The following is a 16,299-nucleotide window of genomic DNA, read 5'->3' on the forward strand; positions in this document are numbered from 1 at the left end:
CTCGCCCCCTCGCCGAGCCGTCAGGCCCCACGCCGCCCGGTTTGGTTAGCGAATGGTGACTGGGGTATCATGGGATTAATTGGGAGACAATGACTCCGAATGACTATTCCGTCGGAAAACAAGCCTCTGACGCAAAGTATGGTTAACGCCGAAGAGTTATCCACAGAACATATATTGAACCCCTGAACAGAGCGGACCAGACGGCCTGTAAGCCGGGTTCTGTGCCGCCGGGTCTGACCCGGCGCGGCGATCATTCCTCTGGACCGGCCCTCGCGGGACGGTTCACGCGACCTACCCGGGTCCCTCGGGCCGGCGACAGCCCTGCTCTCATCGCTGAGGGCGCGGGACCCCTATTCGGTCTTGCTCCTGGCGGGGCTTGCCATGCCGCCCTTGTTGCCAAGGACGCGGTGCGCTCTTACCGCACCCTTTCACCCTTGCCCGACTCCGGCTTCCGCCTCGAAGGGCGAGCCCTGCGAAGCTTCAGCGGAGCAGGGCGGTTTGCTTTCTGTGGCGCTATCCCTGGGGTCGCCCCCGGCGGGCGTTACCCGCCGCCATGTCGTCGTGGAGCCCGGACTTTCCTCACCCGCCCCGAAGAGCGAGCGCGATCGCCCGGCCGTCTGGTCCGCGCGCAAGGTGGGGCGGCCGGGACGCGAGGTCAATGCGGGAGGCCGCCGGACCGCCGCCTTGCGGTCCGGCGCGCGCGCTCAGCCGCGGATCTTGTGGCCGAGGCGGGTCTCCTGGCGAACCAGCCGGTGCTGCTGGGCCGCGGTGAGGTAGCCGCCGTTGCGACGGGCCATCCGGTGCTCGGTCATGGCCAGGCGCCGCTCCTTGGCGAGCAGGACCTGCGCCCGGCGGTGCGAGATCCGGCCGGTCGCCTCCTCGTGGCGGATCACCGCGCGCTGGTGTTGCGAGCGGTCGAGCACCTGGTCCTGGCGCGGATGGTTGTACTCCCATCGGGTTTCGGCCGAGGCGCTGGTGACGGCGGCGCCGCAGGCCAGGGCCCCGATCGTGGCGGCGAGCACGGTGCGTTTGAGGTTCATCGGATCAACTCCATCTGGCGTGACCCGCGGGAAGCCGCGAGCCGACACCCGCAGGATCGGCCAGCGCCGCTGAACCCCGGCTGAGGCCGGCCGTTGTGCAAGGTTCAGCTTCGCGGCGGGATCGGGGCGGGCGATCAGCCGATCTTGCGCAGGAGCGCGATGAGCTGGGCGCGGGTCTCGCCGTCGGCGATCCCGTCGACGCGCGCCTGGCGCCAGTGGCGCTGGAAGGCCCGCACGATGGCCGCCGTGGGCGCGTCGAACTGGCCCGACGGGGGGCTGTCGTACCCCAGCCGGGTGAAGCCCGCCTGCAGGGCGAAGACGCCGGTCCCGTCGTCGCCGGGCTGCAGGGCCTCGCCCGGCGCGGGCGCCGCCTCGACCCACAGGCCATGGCCGGCCTCGGCCAGGCGCCTCCAGGGGAACAGCTCGCCCGGATCCTCCTTGCGCTCGGGCGCAACGTCGGCGTGGCCGACGATGTCCACGTCCGCCACCTGCCAGCGCGAGCGGATGTCCGCGGCCAGCTCGATCACCGCGGCGATCTGGGCGTCCGGAAACGGGCGGTAGCCGAACTCGTGGCCCGGATTGACGATCTCGATCCCCACCGAGGCCGAGTTCACGTCGCGCCGCCCGCGCCAATAGGACCTGCCGGCATGCCAGGCGCGCCGTTCCTCCGGGACCAGGCGGAACACCCGGCCGTCCTCTTCGACCATGTAGTGGGCCGAGACCTTGGCTTCGGGATCGCGCAGGCGGGCCAGCGCCGCCTCGCCGGTCTGCATGCCGGTGTAGTGCAGCACGATCATCTCGGGGGGCGCGATGCGGGCATCGAAGTTCGGCGAGGGGGCCTCGATCAGGATCATTGGCCGCGGGTCCGAAGCGCCAGCAACAGGGGCGCCACCTGGTTGCGGCGCAGCGCGATGACCAGCACGCCCGCGAGCGCTACGCCCGAGCCCAGGGCCATCCGAAGGTCGAAGGGGTCGCGAGTGATCATGACGCCGAGCGCGATGGTGGCGAGCGGCGTCATCAGGGTCAACGGCGAGATCAGGTTGGCCTCGTAGCGCTGGATCAGCGCGTAGTAGATGGTGTGGCCGGTCACCGAGACGACCAGCCCCGAGAACAGCGCCGCCGCGACGAACGGCCAGCCGGCGTGCAGGCCCGCCGCCAGTTGCCCCGGCTCGAAGACAGCCGAGAGCGCCGCCAGCGGCCAGAACGAGGCGAAGCCCACCCACGCCTGGAACTGCAGCGGCCTGACGCCGGGCATCTGCTTCATCATCACCGCGCCCAGCGAGCCCAGCGCCGCGGCGATCAGCACGTAGATCAGTCCGAGCGAAACGGCGAAGCCGTGTGGGTTCCACATCACCAGCATGGCCCCGGCGAAGGTGAGCGCGATGCCGAGCCCGCGCCGCCAGCGGATCCGCTCCCCCAGCATGGCGACGGAGAGCAGGGTGGTGATCGGCACGCCCAGCTGGCCCACCACCGCCGAGGCCGAGGGCGTGGCGGTCTTCAGGCCCATGAACACGAAGGCGAAGTTGCCGCCGCCCATCAGGAGCGCGATGACGATCAGCCGCCAGAGCGGCCGCGGCGGCGGCCAGAGCCACGGCGAAACGGCGATGGCCACGACCAGGAAGCGCGCGCTCGCATAGAACAGCGGCGGCGCATCGAGCGAGCTCACCACGAACTTCGAGACGATGTTGTTGGAGGCCCAGATCAGGCAGACGAGGGCCAGCAGCGCGAAATCGCGGACGGACATCGAGCGGCCTTAGGGCGTCGCGCCAGGCGCGCGCAACGGCGCCGCCGGGTCATTCGTCATCCCAGGCGACCTCGGCGCCGAGGCTCCGCAGGTTCTCGACGAACCGCGGATGCGCGCGGCGGATCGGGTCGGCGTTGAGGATCGTCGAGCGGCCCGGGATCGAGGCGGCGATCATCAGGAGCGCGATGGCCACCCGGATGATGTAGGGGCTCTCGACCTCGGCGGGGCTGAGCGGGCGGCCGCCGAAGGTGATGATCCGGTGCGGGTCGCAGGTGACCGCGTGCGCCCCGAACTTGGCGAGCTCTGAGGTCCAGCCCAGCGCGCCCTCGTAAACCTTGTTCCAGAACATCACCGAGCCGTCGGCCCGCGCGCCCAGGGCCACGAAGATCGGCAGCAGGTCGGCGGGGATGTACGGCCAGGGCGCGGCCTCGACCTTCTGCAGCAGGCGCCCGGTGAAGGGCGCCCGCACGGCGAGACGGGCGGCGGGCAGGTTGCGCGAGGCGCCGCCCAGGTGCGTGATCTCCACGCCGAACTTGCCGAAGGTGCGATCGATCAGCGCGAACTGCTCGGGATCGGAGTTCTTCACCTCCACCTGGCCGCCGGTGATGGCGCCCAGCGCCAGGAAGGTCGCCACCTCGTGGAAATCGTCCTCGAAGGCGTAGTCGGCGCCCGCGAGTTGCGGCCGGCCCTCGACCTGGAGGGTCGAAGTCCCGCAGCCGTCGACCGTCAGGCCCATCAGCGCCAGGAAGCGGCAGAACTCCTGCACGTGCGGCTCGCAGGCCGCGTTGGTCAGGCGCGAGGTCCCGCCGGCCATGGCCGCGCACATCAGGAAGTTCTCGGTCGTCGTCACCGATGCGTAGTCGAGCCAGTGCCGGACGGGGCGAAACGCCCTCGGCGCGGTGATCACGATGGCGCCGTCCTCGAAGGCGATCTCGGCTCCGAACGCGCGGAACACCTCCAGGTGCGGGTCGATCTCGCGGACGCCGAGCGTGCAGCCCTTGGCCTCGTCCTCCAGCACCGCACGCCCGAAGCGGCCGACGAGCGCCGGGATCAGCATCACCACCGAGCGCATGCCCTGCGGCATCCGCGCGGCCTGCGGCTTCAGCCCCGGGCCGTGCCGCAGGCGCACAAGACCTGAACTGAAGTCGGCCTCGACCTCGCTGCCCATGGCCTCGAAGAAGGCCAGCAGCTTGCGGACGTCGGTGACGTCGGGCACGCGCCGCAGGATCACCGGCTCGTCGGTCAGGAGGCTGGCGCAGAGCACCGGCAGGACCGCATTCTTGTTCGCCGAGGGGGAGATGCGGCCCGAGAGCGGCCGACCGCCGTTGACAACCAGTTTCGCCATGCCGCCGCCCTCCGTCGCGCCGCCTGTCCAGCTCAGCCGAACTGGCCCGCCGGCGCAAACGATGATAGCTGGGAAGAGCCAATAGAAATATTAGGGCATTTGGACTTGCCGCGCGCCCAGCTCCCGCTCCACGCCCTGCGCGCCTTCGAGGCCTCGGCCCGTCGCCTCTCGTTCACCGCCGCGGCCGCCGAGCTGCATGTCACGCAGGCCGCCGTCAGCCATCAGGTGAAGGCCCTGGAACAGCGCCTCGGCGCCAAGCTGTTCCGCCGGCTGGCCCGCGGCCTGGTGCTGACCGACGAGGGCCAGGCGCTGCTGCCGGCCGTGTCGGACTCCTTCGACCAGATCGAGCGCACCCTGCAGCGCTTCCAGGCCGGCGCCGTGCGCGAGGTGCTGAGCGTGGGCGTGGTGGGCACCTTCGCCGTGCGCTGGCTGCTGCCCCGGCTGGGCCGGTTCCGGGAGGCCCATCCGCTCATCGACCTGCGGCTGTCGACGCACAACAACAAGGTCGACCTGGCGGCCGAGGGCCTGGACATGGCGATCCGCTTCGGCGACGGCGCTTGGCATGGCGTCCAGGCCGAGGAGATCCTGCGCGCGCCGGTCACTCCGCTCTGCGCGCCTCGCCTCGCCGCGCGTCTGGAGAGCCCCAGGGACCTCGCGAGCGTCCCGCTCCTGCGCTCGTACCGCGCCCAGGAATGGCCGACCTGGTTCACGGCCGCGGGCCTGGAGCCGCCGCAAGTCTCGGGGCCGGTGTTCGACAGCCTGAGCCTGATGATCCAGGCGGCGGGCCAAAGCGCCGGCGTCGCATTGGGACCGCCCGGCCTGTTCGGCCGCGAGCTGCACGCCCGGGTCCTCGTGCAGCCGTTCCCCGTCTCGGTCGAGGTGGGCAGCTACTGGCTGACCTCGCTGAAGTCGCGGGCGCTCACCCCCGCCATGGCGGCGTTCCGCGCCTGGTGCCAGGCGCCGGAATTCCAGCATGCCGCCTACGAGGACGCCTGAGCCGGCGTCGCGTCCATCCAGGCGAGGATCTCGGGATTGAGCTCGCGCGGATAGGTGTGGCTGAGGTCCTCGAGCTCGCGGTAGCTGACGCGCGCGCCGGCGCGCGTCAGCAGGGCCTGCGCCTCGCGCGCCAGCTCGACGGAGAACATCCAGTCGAGCGCCCCGTGGGCGATGTGGATCGGCAGGCCGCTCAGCCGCTCCGCGTCGGCCATGGCCGCCAGCATGGGATGGAACGCCGCCGCGATCGGCGCCAGGTGGGTGAACGGCGAGCCGGCCTCCAGCCCCGAAACGTAGCTGAACGTCCCGCCGTCGCTCATCCCGGTGAGCAGCAGACGGCTCTCATCGATGCTCCAGCCCGCGCGGACGACGTCGACGATGCGGTTCAGGTTCGGGGTGTCGGTGTCGGGGCCCATCAGGGCCCAGGTCTCGCCCGTCGCGGTCGGCGCCGCCAGGATCGCGCCCTGGCTTCGCGCGGCGCGCAGCCAGGTCCACAGGAACGACCGGCCATTGCCGGCGCCGCCATGCAGGGCGACGACCAGCGGCCAGCTACGCTCGGGCGTGTAGTACTCCGGCACGTAGAGCGAAAACCCGCCGCGGGAGCCCGGCTCGTTGTCGAAGTGGCCGACGCCGGTGTCGTCGCGGATCGGGGCCGTTGCGAGGCGCGCGATCAGCTCGGCGTCGTCGCGTCTTCCGGGTTCGAGGAAGTAGCGGCTGACCGGCGGCAGGGCCGCCGCCAGCGGATAGAGCGGCTCCTGCGCCCGCGGGATGCGGCCCAGCGCCCGATAGACCTGCCGCAGGTCCGCGCCGCCGATCTGCGCCTCGCGCAGCGCTTCGAAGGCGGCCAGCATCTGTTCGCAGGCGGCGGCGAGGTTCGCCCGCACGTCGGCCAGGCCTTCGCTCCACGCGCCCAGCGCCTCGAAGCCGGCGCGCAGCGGCGTCTCGGGATCGCCGATCGCGGCCATGACCTGGTCGAACTGCGGCGGGTTCAGGTACCGGGCGACGAATCCCAGCGCCTCCAGAGCCGCCAGGAGCGGCGGCAGCAGGCTGGTCAGGTCCTCGACCTCGCGCTCGTCCATCGCCTTCTCACCCCACCGTCATCCCGGCCGTAGGCGCGCCGCGCCGGAGAGCCGGGACCCAGGAGCGTGCGCACGGCCTCTGGGCCGGATCGGCCTTGCAGGCCGCCCAGGATGACGGACGAAGATAGGCCTACGCCGCCTGCCCCAGGCTCAGGAACTCATAGCGCGCCAGGTGGTGGTCGGTGTTGCCGAACGCGCTCTCGATCAGGGTGGCGCGCTTGAAGTAGTGGCCGATGGCCATCTCGTCGGTCATGCCCATGCCGCCATGCAGCTGGATGGCGTTCTGGCCGACGAAGCGGCAGGCCTTGCCGATCTGCACCTTGGCGCCGGCGACCGCCTTGGCCCGCTCGGCCTCGTCGCCGACCTTGATGGTGGCCATGTAGGTCATCGAGACCGACTGCTCGAGGGCGATGAACATGTCGACCATCCGGTGCTGCAGCACCTGGAAGGAGGAGATCGGCACGCCGAACTGCTTGCGCTGCTTGGTGTATTCCACCGTGCCTTCGTGCAGCTTGCGCAGGACCCCGCAGGCCTCGGCGCAGGTGGCGGCGAGCGCCTCGTCGACGACCTTCTCGATCAGCGGCAGGCCGTGGCCCTCGGGGCCGATCAGCGCCTCGGCCGGGACCTTCACGTTCTCCAGGAACACCTCCGAGGCGCGGCTCTCGTCGACCGTCGGATAGTCGCGGGTGGTGACGCCGGCCGCGCTTTTCTCGACGATGAACGCCGAGATCCCCTGCGCATCGCGCCGCCCGCCGCCGGTCCGGGCGGTGACGATCAGGTGCGTCGCCCACGGCGCGCCCACGACCACCGCCTTGTGCCCGTTCAGCACATAGCCGCCGCCGTCCTTCTTGGCCGTGGTCGTCAGGTCGGCCAGGTTGTAGCGGCCCTGCGGCTCGGCGTAGGCGAAGGCGAACACCGCCTCGCCGGCGATGATCCTGCCGATCAGCTCGGGGGCGTTCGGATGGCCGGAGTGCTTCAGGAAGCCGCCGCCGATCACCACCGTGCCGAGATAGGGCTCGACGACCAGGGCTTTGCCGAATTCCTCCATGACGATCATGTTCTCGACCGGGCCGCCGCCCAGGCCGCCGAGGTCTTCCGGGAACGGCGCGCCCAGGATGCCGAGCTCCTCGGCGAAGGCCTGCCACACCTTCGGATTCCACCCCGGCTCCTTGGAGACCACGTTGCGGCGCTGGTCGAAGCCGTAGGTGTCGGCCAGGTAGCTCGCGACCGTGTCGCGCAGCATCGACTGTTCGTCGGTGAAGCTGAAATCCATCTCGGGAAGCGCCTCTACAGCTCCCCTGCCCCTTGCGGGGAGGGGTTGGGGGTGGGGGTGCCTAAGCCGGCCGCGGCAAGGATTCTGTCCGAGACGGCGTAAGGGTCTCCGGCAGCGTCGCCATTCGAAACCCGGATAACCCTATAACCTCGGCCTGTCAGCCAAGCCTCGCGCTGTTTATCAGCGACGGCCACCCCCGGCAGCGCGTGGACGCCGCCGTCCACCTCGACGATCAGGCGATGAGCGTGACATACGAAATCAACGATATACCGCCCGAAGGGCGCCTGGCGTCGGAAGTGCAGGCCGCAGTTCCTTAATGCCTTCCAGAGCCTCTGCTCCGCATAAGTCAGCGCACGTCGCATCCGGCGCGCCGCGGCGTCGGCGCGGTCGGATTTGTGCAAGGCGCCCGGCGCTCGTGGAGGCGCCCCCACCCCTATCCCCTCCCCGCGAGGGGGAGGGGAACTCGCGTGGAAGCTCTCACAATCCCAGCACCATCTTGGCGATGATGTTGCGCTGGATCTCGTTGGAGCCGCCGTAGATCGAGGTCTTGCGGCCGTTGAAGTAGTCGCCGGCGATCCCCCGCGCGTACTCTGGGCCGATCTGCACGTTGTGACCGATGTCGCGCAGGAACGGCGCGCCGTAGTGGCCCACCGCCTCCAGCGCCAGCTCCTGGATGCGCTGCTGGATCTCGGTGCCCTTGATCTTCAGGATCGAGCTTTCGGGCCCCGGGCCCTTGCCGCTGGATTCGCCCGCCAGCGTGCGCAGCTCTGTGAACTCCAGGGCGGTGAGGTCGATCTCCAGCTCGGCCACCTTGCGGCGGAAGAAGGCGTCGGCGAGCAGCGCGCCGCCGGCGTCGCTGCGCTCGGTTCGGGCGATGTCGCGGACCTTCTCCAGGTTGCGCTTGGAGCGGGCGACGCCCGCGATCCCCGAGCGCTCGTGCGCCAGGAGCGCCTTGGCGCAGGTCCAGCCCTGGTTCTCATGGAAGATGCGGTTCTCGACCGGGACCTTCACATTGTCGAGGAAGACGTCGTTGACCTCGTGGCCGCCCTCCAGGGTGATGATCGGCCGGACCGTCACGCCCGGGCTCTTCATGTCGATCAGCAGGAACGAGATGCCGGCCTGCGGCTTCGACGTCGGGTCGGTGCGGACCAGGAAGAACCCCCAGTCGGCGAACTGGGCGAGCGTTGTCCACGTCTTTTGGCCGCTGACGATGTAGTACTCCTTGCCGTCGTCGGCGGTGATCCGCTCGGCGCGGGTCTTGAGCGAGGCGAGGTCGGAGCCCGATCCCGGCTCGGAGTAGCCCTGGCACCACCAGACCTCGCCGTTGTAGATGCCCGGCAGGAAGCGCTTTTTCTGCTCGTCGGACCCGAAGGTGTAGAGCACCGGACCCAGCATATTCACGCCGAACGGCAGCGTCGGCAGCGCATCGGCGTGCGCCAGCTCCTCGGACCAGATGTACTTCTGGGTGGGGGTCCAGCCGGTCCCGCCGTACTCCTTGGGCCACGACGGCGCGATCCAGCCCTTCTTCGCCAGCACCTTGTGCCAGGAGAGGTAGTCCGCCTTGCCGAGCGGCTCGTCCGCGTCCTGCTTGCGGCGCAGCTCCGGCGGATAGTTTTCGGCGATGAAGCTCCGGACCTCTTCGCGGAAGGCGTCCTCTTCGGGCGTGAAGTCGAGGTTCATGGCCGGCTCCTGGCTGCAGCGCCTAGACCCTGCGATATACGTTGCGCCCCAGCCCAAGGGAAGATGACGGTGGCGTCAGTCTCGGGGGCGGCCCTAGCGTTTAGGACAAAACAAGAACTCACCGCGTTGAACCCCGCGCTCTCGAGCATCGTTCTCGACTTGCATCAGCGCGCCGCCCCGTGCACTCGCTCCCGTCCCCATGCCTCGGATCGCGACCTACAATGTACATCGCTGCGTCGGCAACGACCGGCGGCTGAACGTGGCGCGGATCGCCGAGGTGCTGGCGAAGCTCGAGCCCGATATCGTGGCGCTGCAGGAACTGGACGTGGGCCGGGCGCGCACCGGCCACGTGGACCAGGCGCATGAGATCGCCCGTCGGCTCGACATGGCCTGCCACTTCCATGCGGCGCTCACCGTCGAGGAGGAGCGGTACGGCGACGCCATCCTGACCTGCTTTCCGGAGAGGCTGGTGCAGGTGGGCCCGCTGCCGGGTTACGAGCGCATCCCGCAGCTCGAGCCGCGCGGCGCGCTGTGGGTGGAGGTGGAGATCGACGGCAAGCCGCTGCAGGTGATCAACACCCACCTGGGCCTCGTGCCGCGCGAGCAGCAGATCCAGGCGCGGTGGCTCGCCAGCCCCGCCTGGCTGGAGCATCCGCAATGCCAGGGCGCCAAGATCCTGCTCGGCGACTTCAACGCGACCGGCGCGTCGGTCGCCTATCGCACGCTGAGCGCCAAGCTGCAGCCCGCCCGCCGGCTGAGCCCCAAGCGCAGCCCGACCTCGACCTTCCCCTCCCCGCTGCCGGTGCTCAGGATCGACCATCTGTTCGTGAGTCCCGGGGTCAGCGTCACCGACGTCTTCGCCCCGTTCGATCCGTTGACGCGCGTGGCGTCGGACCACCTGCCGTTGGTCATGGATTTCCAGCTCGACTGAGCCCGCGACCGGCCTCGGCGATCGCGCGGGCCTCCCGCATCAGCCGCTCGCGGCGGCGGCCGAGGCGCCAGGAGTCGCTGGCGTCGGCGGGATCGCCGATGTGGTAGGCGGCGACGAATTCCCCGATCGGGCTCATCCTCGGCGGCTCGATCGTGGCCAGGCGCCCATCGCGGTTGAGGGCGTCGATCGCCGCGCCGAGGCCGCCGAACTCGGCGCGCGCCTTGGCCACGGCGTCGCCGGTGACGCCCATGAAGTGGCCGACCAGGCGGTCGCGGAACGCCGTGATCGTCAGCCGCTCGGCCTCGGCCTCGCACTGCACGCCGAGCTCGCACTCGGTGTCGAAGCCGCCCGAGCGATTGTTGAGGTTGGCCGAGCCCACGCGCGCGATGCGGTCGTCGAAGACGCTCAGCTTGGAGTGGACGATGATGGTCTCGCGGCCCGAGGTCACCGGGCAGTAGGCGCGGAAGCGGCCGAACACGTCGGCGGCGCGCAGCCGCCAGAGCATCGTCCCGCGGGCCCGGTCCATGGTCAGGTGGTCGAACCAGCTCGGCGCCTTCTGGGTCGAGACCAGCACCACCTCGGGCCCATCCGGCTCGGCCAGCCGCGCCGCCAGGGCCTCGGTGATCAGCGGCGAGGTGAAGTACTGGTTCTCCAGGTAGATCGTGCGCTTCGCCTCGGCGATGCAGGCGAGGTTGAGCCTGCGGATCTCGTCGACCATCGGCCGTCCCTTCCAGGCGGGCTCGGTGCGGGCGATGGCGACCTCGACGTCCAGCATGTGCGGCGGGACGTGGTCGGGCCAGGGATCGCCGCCCGCGTCCTCGGGCGCCGACAAGACCTCGCCCGTGGCGCGCCGCCACCGCTCGCGGGCCAGGTCGCCCAGCGCGTGCGCCGCCCCTGCGTCGACCATCATCATCACCTCGTGCCGGGGCGCGTGCTCCTCCTGCTTGGGCATGATGCGCCGGCGATCCTCGTCGAGGTGGGCGGGGCTGTCCCAGCGGTCCACGGAAATGTCGCCGCCGCCGCAGAAGGCGAGCCGGTCGTCGATCAGCAGCACCTTCTGGTGATGGCAGGCGCCGAACGGCACGGCGTCGTCCAGCACGAACTTCACCTGGGTGTTCCGGAAGTAGCGGCGCGCCTTGTGCGGGAAGAATTCCTGGCTGGCGCTGATCGGCAGCGCCGATTTCCAGATCAGCAGGCGGATGTCGAGCTCGGGTCGCGTCGCGGCGAGGTCCACCAGCACCCGGCCGACCTCGTCGGGATCGTCCGGCCCGTCGTACCCGTCGGGGAACAGCCGCGTGCGCGGATCGAACCCCCAGCCCAGCAGAAGGATCGAGCGGCGGGCCTTGATCATCGCCTCGAAGGCGGCCGTGAAGAAGGCTTCGGTGTCGATCAGGAAGGCGGCGCGATCGGCGTGCGCCGTCCGCCAGCAGGTCTCGCCGGGCCGAAAGACCGTCATCTCGCTGGGTTCGCCGCCGCCTCGCATCAGGTCCGCAAGTGAAAGCCGGCGGCCAAGGTGGGTTCCTCCGGCGGCGCGCGCAAGCCGAAGCCGCGCCGCGCACCGCGCAAAAAGACGCCCGCCGGCGAAACACCGGCGGGCGGGGTCAGTTGACCAGGCTTGGGGTCTTAGCGGGAGGTCGCGGGCGAGCCGCCCCCCGTCATGTAGGCCATGCACGGACCGGCGAGCTCGGCGCTCAGCTTGTCCTTGAGGTTGGCGTCCTTGGCCTGCCGTTGCGCCCGGTGCAGCTCCTCCTCGGCGCGCGACAGGATGATCGGGTCGCGGGAGCGGCCCTCCGCCTTGATGAAGGCGTCCAGGCCGGTGGTGTCGGCGCTTCCCATGCCGACCGCCAGGCCCTTGCAGCGGTTGGCCTTGAGATAGTCCAGATCTGTCACGCGGCTCGATGCGGCCGCGGTCCCGGCGATGGCGAAGCTCACGACGGTGAGCGCGATGGCGGCGACCTTCATGTCGGTTTCTCCCTCGGAACAGCCCGCGGCAATCTGGCGGCGCTGCAGCAAGGGTTCAAATGAACAACCGGCAATGATCAGTGTTGCAGGATTAAACTTCTGCAACGGTGATATCGTTTTACTTGAAATCCTGAACATCCCGTAATCTTTGAACGCAAACCCCTGCGGGCGACAGGCGGCGCGGCGCGCGCGGGCGGGGCCGATCCCTCCGCCCCGACCGGCTGGCCGGACAGCCTCCGGTCCCCTAGTCTCGCCCGCCAGATGAGCCAGCCCCGAAAGCCCCCCGCCCCGATCAAGACGCCCTGCATCCAGGTCTGCGTGGTGGATGGCGAGAGCGGGCTTTGCCTGGGCTGCCACCGCACCCTGGCCGAGGTCGCGGGGTGGGCGCGATTCACCGAGGCGGAGCGCGAGGCGATCATGGCGGAGCTGCCGTCGCGCCGCAGCCGCATCCAGCCGGAGAAGCTCGGGCTGTTCCGCTGAGCCCCTCGGCGTTCACGCCTTGCAAAGGCGCCGCCGTTAGCCTCGATGCCGGATCGGGCCGCCAAGGCCGCTGCCGGGATGTTCGCGTGTCCGAGGTGCTGAAACTGGGCGTGCTGGCCGTGACCGTCGCGGCGGCTTCGGCCGTCGGGGCGGCGGCCGTGGTGGCGCTCGCGCCGAAGCCGATTGCGCTGCGCGCCGCCCGGGCCGAGGCGCCCGTGGCCTCGATTCTCCCGGGCGCCGCTTCGGCGCACGTTCCGCAGGCCATCCGGAAGGCCGGCGACGGGCACTACTGGGCTGATGGCGAGGTCAACGGGCGCACGGTGCGCTTCCTCGTGGACACCGGGGCGACGGCGGTGGCGCTGACCCCGCAGGACGCGCAGCGCCTGGGCATCGATCCGGCCGGCCTGCGCTACGCCTATCGGGTGGTGACCGCCGGCGGGCAGATCCGCGCGGCTTCCGTCAAGCTGGCCAGCATCACCGTGGCCGGCGCCAGGGTCGACAACGTCGATGCGCTGGTGATCGAGCAGGGCCTCGACACCTCGCTCCTGGGCATGACCTACCTAGGCCGCCTCTCCCGCTTCGAAGCCGGCCGCGGCGGCCTGGTGCTGCAGCCCTGAGACGGCCGCGAGCGCGCGATCGATCACCTCGAGCCCCGCGCCCGGCTTCACCCCTTCGACCGTCAGGATCCGCCGCCAGGCGCGCGCGCCGGCAACGCCGTGAAAGAGGCCCAGCATGTGCCGCGTCATGGCCGCCAGGTGCGTGCCCTTGGAAAGCTCGCGGGCGACGTAAGCGCGGTAGCGCTCGACCGCCTCGAAGGGGCTCACCTCCTCGCCCTCGCCGAAGATCCGCCGGTCGGCGTGGCCCAGCAGGCCGGGCGCATGGTAGGCGGCGCGGCCCAGCATCACCCCGTCCACGTGCGCCAGATGCGCCTTCGCCTCGTCGAGCGAGCCGATCCCGCCGTTGATCACGATGGCGAGCTGCGGCCGCTCGCGTTTCAGCCGGTAGACCAGCGGATAATCGAGCGGCGGAACCTCGCGGTTGGCCTTCGGCGACAGCCCCTTCAGCCAGGCCTTGCGGGCGTGCACGATGAAGCGCCGGACGCCCGCCTCAGCGCAGAGGTCGACCAGCCGGAACAGGCTCTCCTCCGGGTCCTGCTCGTCGACGCCGATCCGGCACTTCACCGTCGCCTCGACCTTCACCGCCGCGCCGATCGCAGCCATGCCCTCGGCGACCAGCTCGGGCTCGCGCATCAGGCAGGCGCCGAACCGGCCCGACTGCACCCGGTCGGACGGGCAGCCGACGTTGAGGTTGATCTCGTCGTAGCCCTCCGCCTCGCCGATGCGGGCCGCCTGCGCGAGCTCGGCCGGATCGGCGCCGCCGAGCTGCAGGGCCACCGGATGCTCCGCCGCGTCGAAGGCGAGCAGGCGGCCGCGATCGCCGTGCAGCACCGCCCCGGTGGTCAGCATCTCGGTGTAGAGCCGCGCGCGCGACGACAGCATCCGGTGCAGGACCCGGCAATGCCGGTCCGTCCAGTCCATCATGGGGGCGATGCACAATACATGTGCTTGAAAATTCACGCGTTTTACCTTCGCAAGCAATGCGCACGCGGCACGACATCGTTGTACGTATTTTGTTCCGCGAACTCAAATGCAAATGCCGTCTGGCCCAAGCAAGGCGCGAGGATCGCGGACGAGGTATCGCTGAGCGCGCGGCCTCTGCGCCATGCGCTTGTAATCGATCCTTTCCGCCCATATATTGACCGTAAATAGGGTCAAAGGAGCGGCGAACATGAGCCAAGCGGCCAAGAAGCAGCCGTCCGCCAGACACCGGCGACCCCGCGCGCCGGAGCGCCGCGGCCCACCGGCGCGCCTGTCGATCGCCAGCCTGATGGACGAGCGCGGCGCGCTCAAGGTCGAGGACGTGGCGGAGGCCTTCAGCATGTCCAAGGCCCAGCTCGCCGAGACCGCGGGCCTGGCGCGCGAGGTGTTCCAGAAGGCGAGCCGCCGCGACAGCCCCAAGGCCCAGACCCGCGTGCGCGAGATGGTCGAGATCATCAGCCTGGTCCAGGCCTGGGCCGGCGGCGCCGCCCAGGCCATGGCCTGGTACCGCGCCGAGCCGATCCCGGCCTTCGGCGGGCGCACCGCCGAGGCGCTGGTGAAGTCGGGCCACGCGAACGCCGTGCGCGACTACATCGACCACCTGGCGACCGGCGGCTACGCCTGAGGCTGCCCCGGTGAGGTTCCAAGGCGAGGCGTTCCGCGCCCATGACCCCAACTGGTCCTGGACGCCGCTCTCGGGCGCCGGCGCGGCGCTGAAGGGGCGCCGCTTCAACTGGCCGGGTCTGGAGACGCTCTACCTCTCCCTGAGCTTCAAGACGGCCTTCCGCGAAGTCTCGGCCGGCTTCGCCCACCGCCTGACGCCATATGTCCTGTGCAGCTACGATGTGGACTGCGAGGACGTCGCCGATCTCACCACCGACGCCGCCCGCGCAGGGAACGGCGTCGCGCTGGACGACCTCGCCTGCGCCTGGGGGGACGCCCTCATCGCCGGCCGCGGGCCCGCCTCCTGGGGCGTTGTCCGCCGCCTCCTGGCCGAAGGCTGCGCCGGGGCGCTCGTCCCCTGCTTCGCGGGCGGCGCCACCCCCGACGACCAGAACCTCGTCCTATGGCGCTGGGGACCCGACCTGCCGCACAAGGTGACGGTCTACGATCCCACCGGGAAGCTGCCGAAGAACCAGCTGTCTTGGCCGTGAAGGCCCTTCCCAGGCGGTCCCCAAATGCCGCTGCGGCGCGCGGGTCATGGGCGCCGCCCTTTAGCCGAAACGCGCCTACGGGTCGATGCGGGCCTCGGCGTAGCCGGAGAGCACCTCGACGCCCGCCTGGTTCCGGGTCGAGACGTCGAGCTCGACACGGTCGCCGTCGATCGCCTTCACCGTTGCCGTCGCCTCGAGCGTGTCGCCGGGCCAGACCTGGCTCGTGAAGCGCACGCCGTACTTCGTCAGACGCGCATCGCCGACATAGTCGGTGAGCATCTTGCCGGTCATGCCCATGGTCAGCATGCCGTGGGCGAACACGGAGGGGTAGCCCGCGACCTTGGTGGTGAAGACCTCGTCGGTGTGCAGCGGGTTGTAGTCGCCGGAGGCGCCGGCGTACTGGACGATCTGGGTCCGCTTGAGATCCTCGACGATCCGGGCGGTGTGGGTCTCGCCCACCTTCAGTTGGCTCGCTTTCAGCGCCATCGCTATGCCTCCGCCGTCTCGGACTTCTGGGCCGGCTGGTCGACCGGCCGCTCGGTGCGCACGCCCACCCCGCGCGCGGTGATGACCAGCTCGCCGTTCTGGTCGCGGTACTCGGTGATGCTCTCCGAGAAGATCAGCTTGCCGGAGCGGCGACCCTCCTTCTCCCAGGTCTTGCCGGGCTTGACCGTCGCGGTCAGCACGTCGCCGGGCTTGAGGTGCCGGTGGTACTCGAAGTGCTGCTCGGCGTGCAGGCCGCCGCCGCCTCCACCGCCCCCGCCGCCGGCCGCGCGCTGCACGCCCGTGGGAGTCTTGCCCGAGCCGAACCAGGGCTGGCCGATCTTCGGCCGCAGGAAGTAGTCGGGATCGAACTGCGCCGAGGACTGCGGGAAGGTGGGCGGGGCGATGACGCTCCCGGCTTCCGTCGTCTGGGCGTAGTCCGCGTCGTAGTAGATCGGATTGTCGTCGCCCACGCTGCGGGCGAACATCATGATGTGCCCCGCCTCGATGGGGAATCTCTTGGCGACCATGGCGCTT

Annotated in this window: 19 protein-coding genes and 1 other RNA gene; 6 read left to right on the top strand and 14 right to left on the bottom strand. The window is 70.3% G+C overall.

All coding sequences use genetic code 11. From position 1 onward, the window contains the following. Positions 1-192 precede the first annotated feature (192 nt). From rnpB to VLI41_RS05895, 5 genes are all read right to left on the bottom strand, one after another. Positions 193-621: RNase P RNA component class A (rnpB, locus tag VLI41_RS05875), an RNA gene on the bottom strand. Positions 622-704: 83 nt separating this feature from the next. Further along, on the bottom strand, positions 705-1,040 hold the full coding sequence (locus VLI41_RS05880; protein ID WP_325267127.1) for a hypothetical protein: 336 nt from the start codon (positions 1,038-1,040) through the stop codon (positions 705-707). Positions 1,041-1,174: 134 nt separating this feature from the next. Next, entirely contained in the window at positions 1,175-1,894 is a 720-nt protein-coding gene (locus VLI41_RS05885) for an N-acetylmuramoyl-L-alanine amidase (RefSeq protein ID WP_325267128.1), read from the bottom strand. Continuing rightward, positions 1,891-2,784 (bottom strand): DMT family transporter, encoded by an 894-nt coding sequence (locus VLI41_RS05890; RefSeq protein ID WP_325267129.1) that lies wholly within the window; start codon positions 2,782-2,784, stop codon positions 1,891-1,893. The genes VLI41_RS05885 and VLI41_RS05890 overlap by 4 nt, the downstream gene beginning before the upstream one ends. 49 nt (positions 2,785-2,833) lie before the next feature. Further along, positions 2,834-4,129, bottom strand: a complete 1,296-nt coding sequence (locus tag VLI41_RS05895) for a UDP-N-acetylglucosamine 1-carboxyvinyltransferase (RefSeq protein ID WP_325267130.1) — start codon at positions 4,127-4,129, stop codon at positions 2,834-2,836. 105 nt (positions 4,130-4,234) lie between these two features. On the opposite strand from VLI41_RS05895, the gene VLI41_RS05900 reads away from it, so the two are divergent. After that, on the top strand, positions 4,235-5,125 hold the full coding sequence (locus VLI41_RS05900; protein WP_325267172.1) for a LysR family transcriptional regulator: 891 nt from the start codon (positions 4,235-4,237) through the stop codon (positions 5,123-5,125). Here VLI41_RS05900 and VLI41_RS05905 read toward each other — a convergent pair. The 4 genes from VLI41_RS05905 to VLI41_RS05920 all read right to left on the bottom strand — a co-directional run bounded on the left by VLI41_RS05905 (position 5,110) and on the right by VLI41_RS05920 (position 9,154). After that, complete coding sequence (locus VLI41_RS05905) at positions 5,110-6,201, bottom strand: hypothetical protein (RefSeq protein WP_325267131.1); 1,092 nt, start codon at positions 6,199-6,201, stop codon at positions 5,110-5,112. The genes VLI41_RS05900 and VLI41_RS05905 overlap by 16 nt on opposite strands. Positions 6,202-6,331: 130 nt before the next feature. Continuing rightward, positions 6,332-7,474, bottom strand: coding sequence for an acyl-CoA dehydrogenase family protein (locus tag VLI41_RS05910; protein ID WP_325267132.1), 1,143 nt, complete (start codon positions 7,472-7,474; stop codon positions 6,332-6,334). Positions 7,475-7,488: 14 nt separating this feature from the next. Next, entirely contained in the window at positions 7,489-7,905 is a 417-nt protein-coding gene (locus VLI41_RS05915) for an endonuclease domain-containing protein (protein WP_325267133.1), read from the bottom strand. Positions 7,906-7,951: 46 nt separating this feature from the next. Beyond that, the gene (locus tag VLI41_RS05920) at positions 7,952-9,154 is read right to left on the bottom strand and encodes an acyl-CoA dehydrogenase family protein (RefSeq protein ID WP_325267134.1); all 1,203 of its coding nucleotides are present in this window, start codon (positions 9,152-9,154) and stop codon (positions 7,952-7,954) included. A gap of 199 nt (positions 9,155-9,353) precedes the next feature. Between VLI41_RS05920 and VLI41_RS05925 the strand changes: the two genes are divergently transcribed. Further along, complete coding sequence (locus tag VLI41_RS05925; protein ID WP_325267135.1) at positions 9,354-10,085, top strand: endonuclease/exonuclease/phosphatase family protein; 732 nt, start codon at positions 9,354-9,356, stop codon at positions 10,083-10,085. Here the strand turns inward: VLI41_RS05925 and VLI41_RS05930 are convergent. Together VLI41_RS05930 and VLI41_RS05935 are read right to left on the bottom strand one after the other, a co-directional pair. Next, entirely contained in the window at positions 10,063-11,541 is a 1,479-nt protein-coding gene (locus VLI41_RS05930; RefSeq protein ID WP_325267136.1) for a phospholipase D-like domain-containing protein, read from the bottom strand. The genes VLI41_RS05925 and VLI41_RS05930 overlap by 23 nt on opposite strands. Positions 11,542-11,708: 167 nt before the next feature. Next, the gene (locus VLI41_RS05935) at positions 11,709-12,047 is read right to left on the bottom strand and encodes a hypothetical protein (RefSeq protein WP_325267137.1); all 339 of its coding nucleotides are present in this window, start codon (positions 12,045-12,047) and stop codon (positions 11,709-11,711) included. Between the two features lie 261 nt (positions 12,048-12,308). Between VLI41_RS05935 and VLI41_RS05940 the strand changes: the two genes are divergently transcribed. Further along, the gene (locus VLI41_RS05940) at positions 12,309-12,527 is read left to right on the top strand and encodes a DUF1289 domain-containing protein (RefSeq protein WP_325267138.1); all 219 of its coding nucleotides are present in this window, start codon (positions 12,309-12,311) and stop codon (positions 12,525-12,527) included. Positions 12,528-12,613: 86 nt separating this feature from the next. Beyond that, positions 12,614-13,144, top strand: a complete 531-nt coding sequence (locus VLI41_RS05945) for a TIGR02281 family clan AA aspartic protease (protein ID WP_325267139.1) — start codon at positions 12,614-12,616, stop codon at positions 13,142-13,144. Here VLI41_RS05945 and dusA read toward each other — a convergent pair. Beyond that, positions 13,088-14,125 (bottom strand): tRNA dihydrouridine(20/20a) synthase DusA, encoded by a 1,038-nt coding sequence (gene dusA / locus VLI41_RS05950; RefSeq protein ID WP_325267140.1) that lies wholly within the window; start codon positions 14,123-14,125, stop codon positions 13,088-13,090. The genes VLI41_RS05945 and dusA overlap by 57 nt on opposite strands. Before the next feature lie 190 nt (positions 14,126-14,315). Between dusA and VLI41_RS05955 the strand changes: the two genes are divergently transcribed. Both VLI41_RS05955 and VLI41_RS05960 read left to right on the top strand, forming a co-directional pair. Further along, on the top strand, positions 14,316-14,750 hold the full coding sequence (locus VLI41_RS05955; RefSeq protein ID WP_325267141.1) for an antitoxin Xre/MbcA/ParS toxin-binding domain-containing protein: 435 nt from the start codon (positions 14,316-14,318) through the stop codon (positions 14,748-14,750). Between the two features lie 10 nt (positions 14,751-14,760). Then, positions 14,761-15,279 carry an RES family NAD+ phosphorylase gene (locus tag VLI41_RS05960; protein ID WP_325267142.1) on the top strand — a complete coding sequence of 173 codons (519 nt, stop codon included), beginning with the start codon at positions 14,761-14,763 and terminating at the stop codon, positions 15,277-15,279. 75 nt (positions 15,280-15,354) lie between these two features. Here the strand turns inward: VLI41_RS05960 and VLI41_RS05965 are convergent, their stop codons facing one another. Then, a complete protein-coding gene (locus VLI41_RS05965) occupies positions 15,355-15,765 on the bottom strand; it encodes a MaoC/PaaZ C-terminal domain-containing protein (protein WP_325267143.1) in 411 nt (136 codons plus the stop codon). Positions 15,766-15,767: 2 nt separating this feature from the next. Next, positions 15,768-16,292 carry an FAS1-like dehydratase domain-containing protein gene (locus VLI41_RS05970; RefSeq protein WP_325267144.1) on the bottom strand — a complete coding sequence of 175 codons (525 nt, stop codon included), beginning with the start codon at positions 16,290-16,292 and terminating at the stop codon, positions 15,768-15,770. Between the last annotated feature and the right edge of the window lie 7 nt (positions 16,293-16,299).

The organism is Phenylobacterium sp. (genome assembly GCF_035475775.1).
GTDB lineage: Bacteria > Pseudomonadota > Alphaproteobacteria > Caulobacterales > Caulobacteraceae > Phenylobacterium.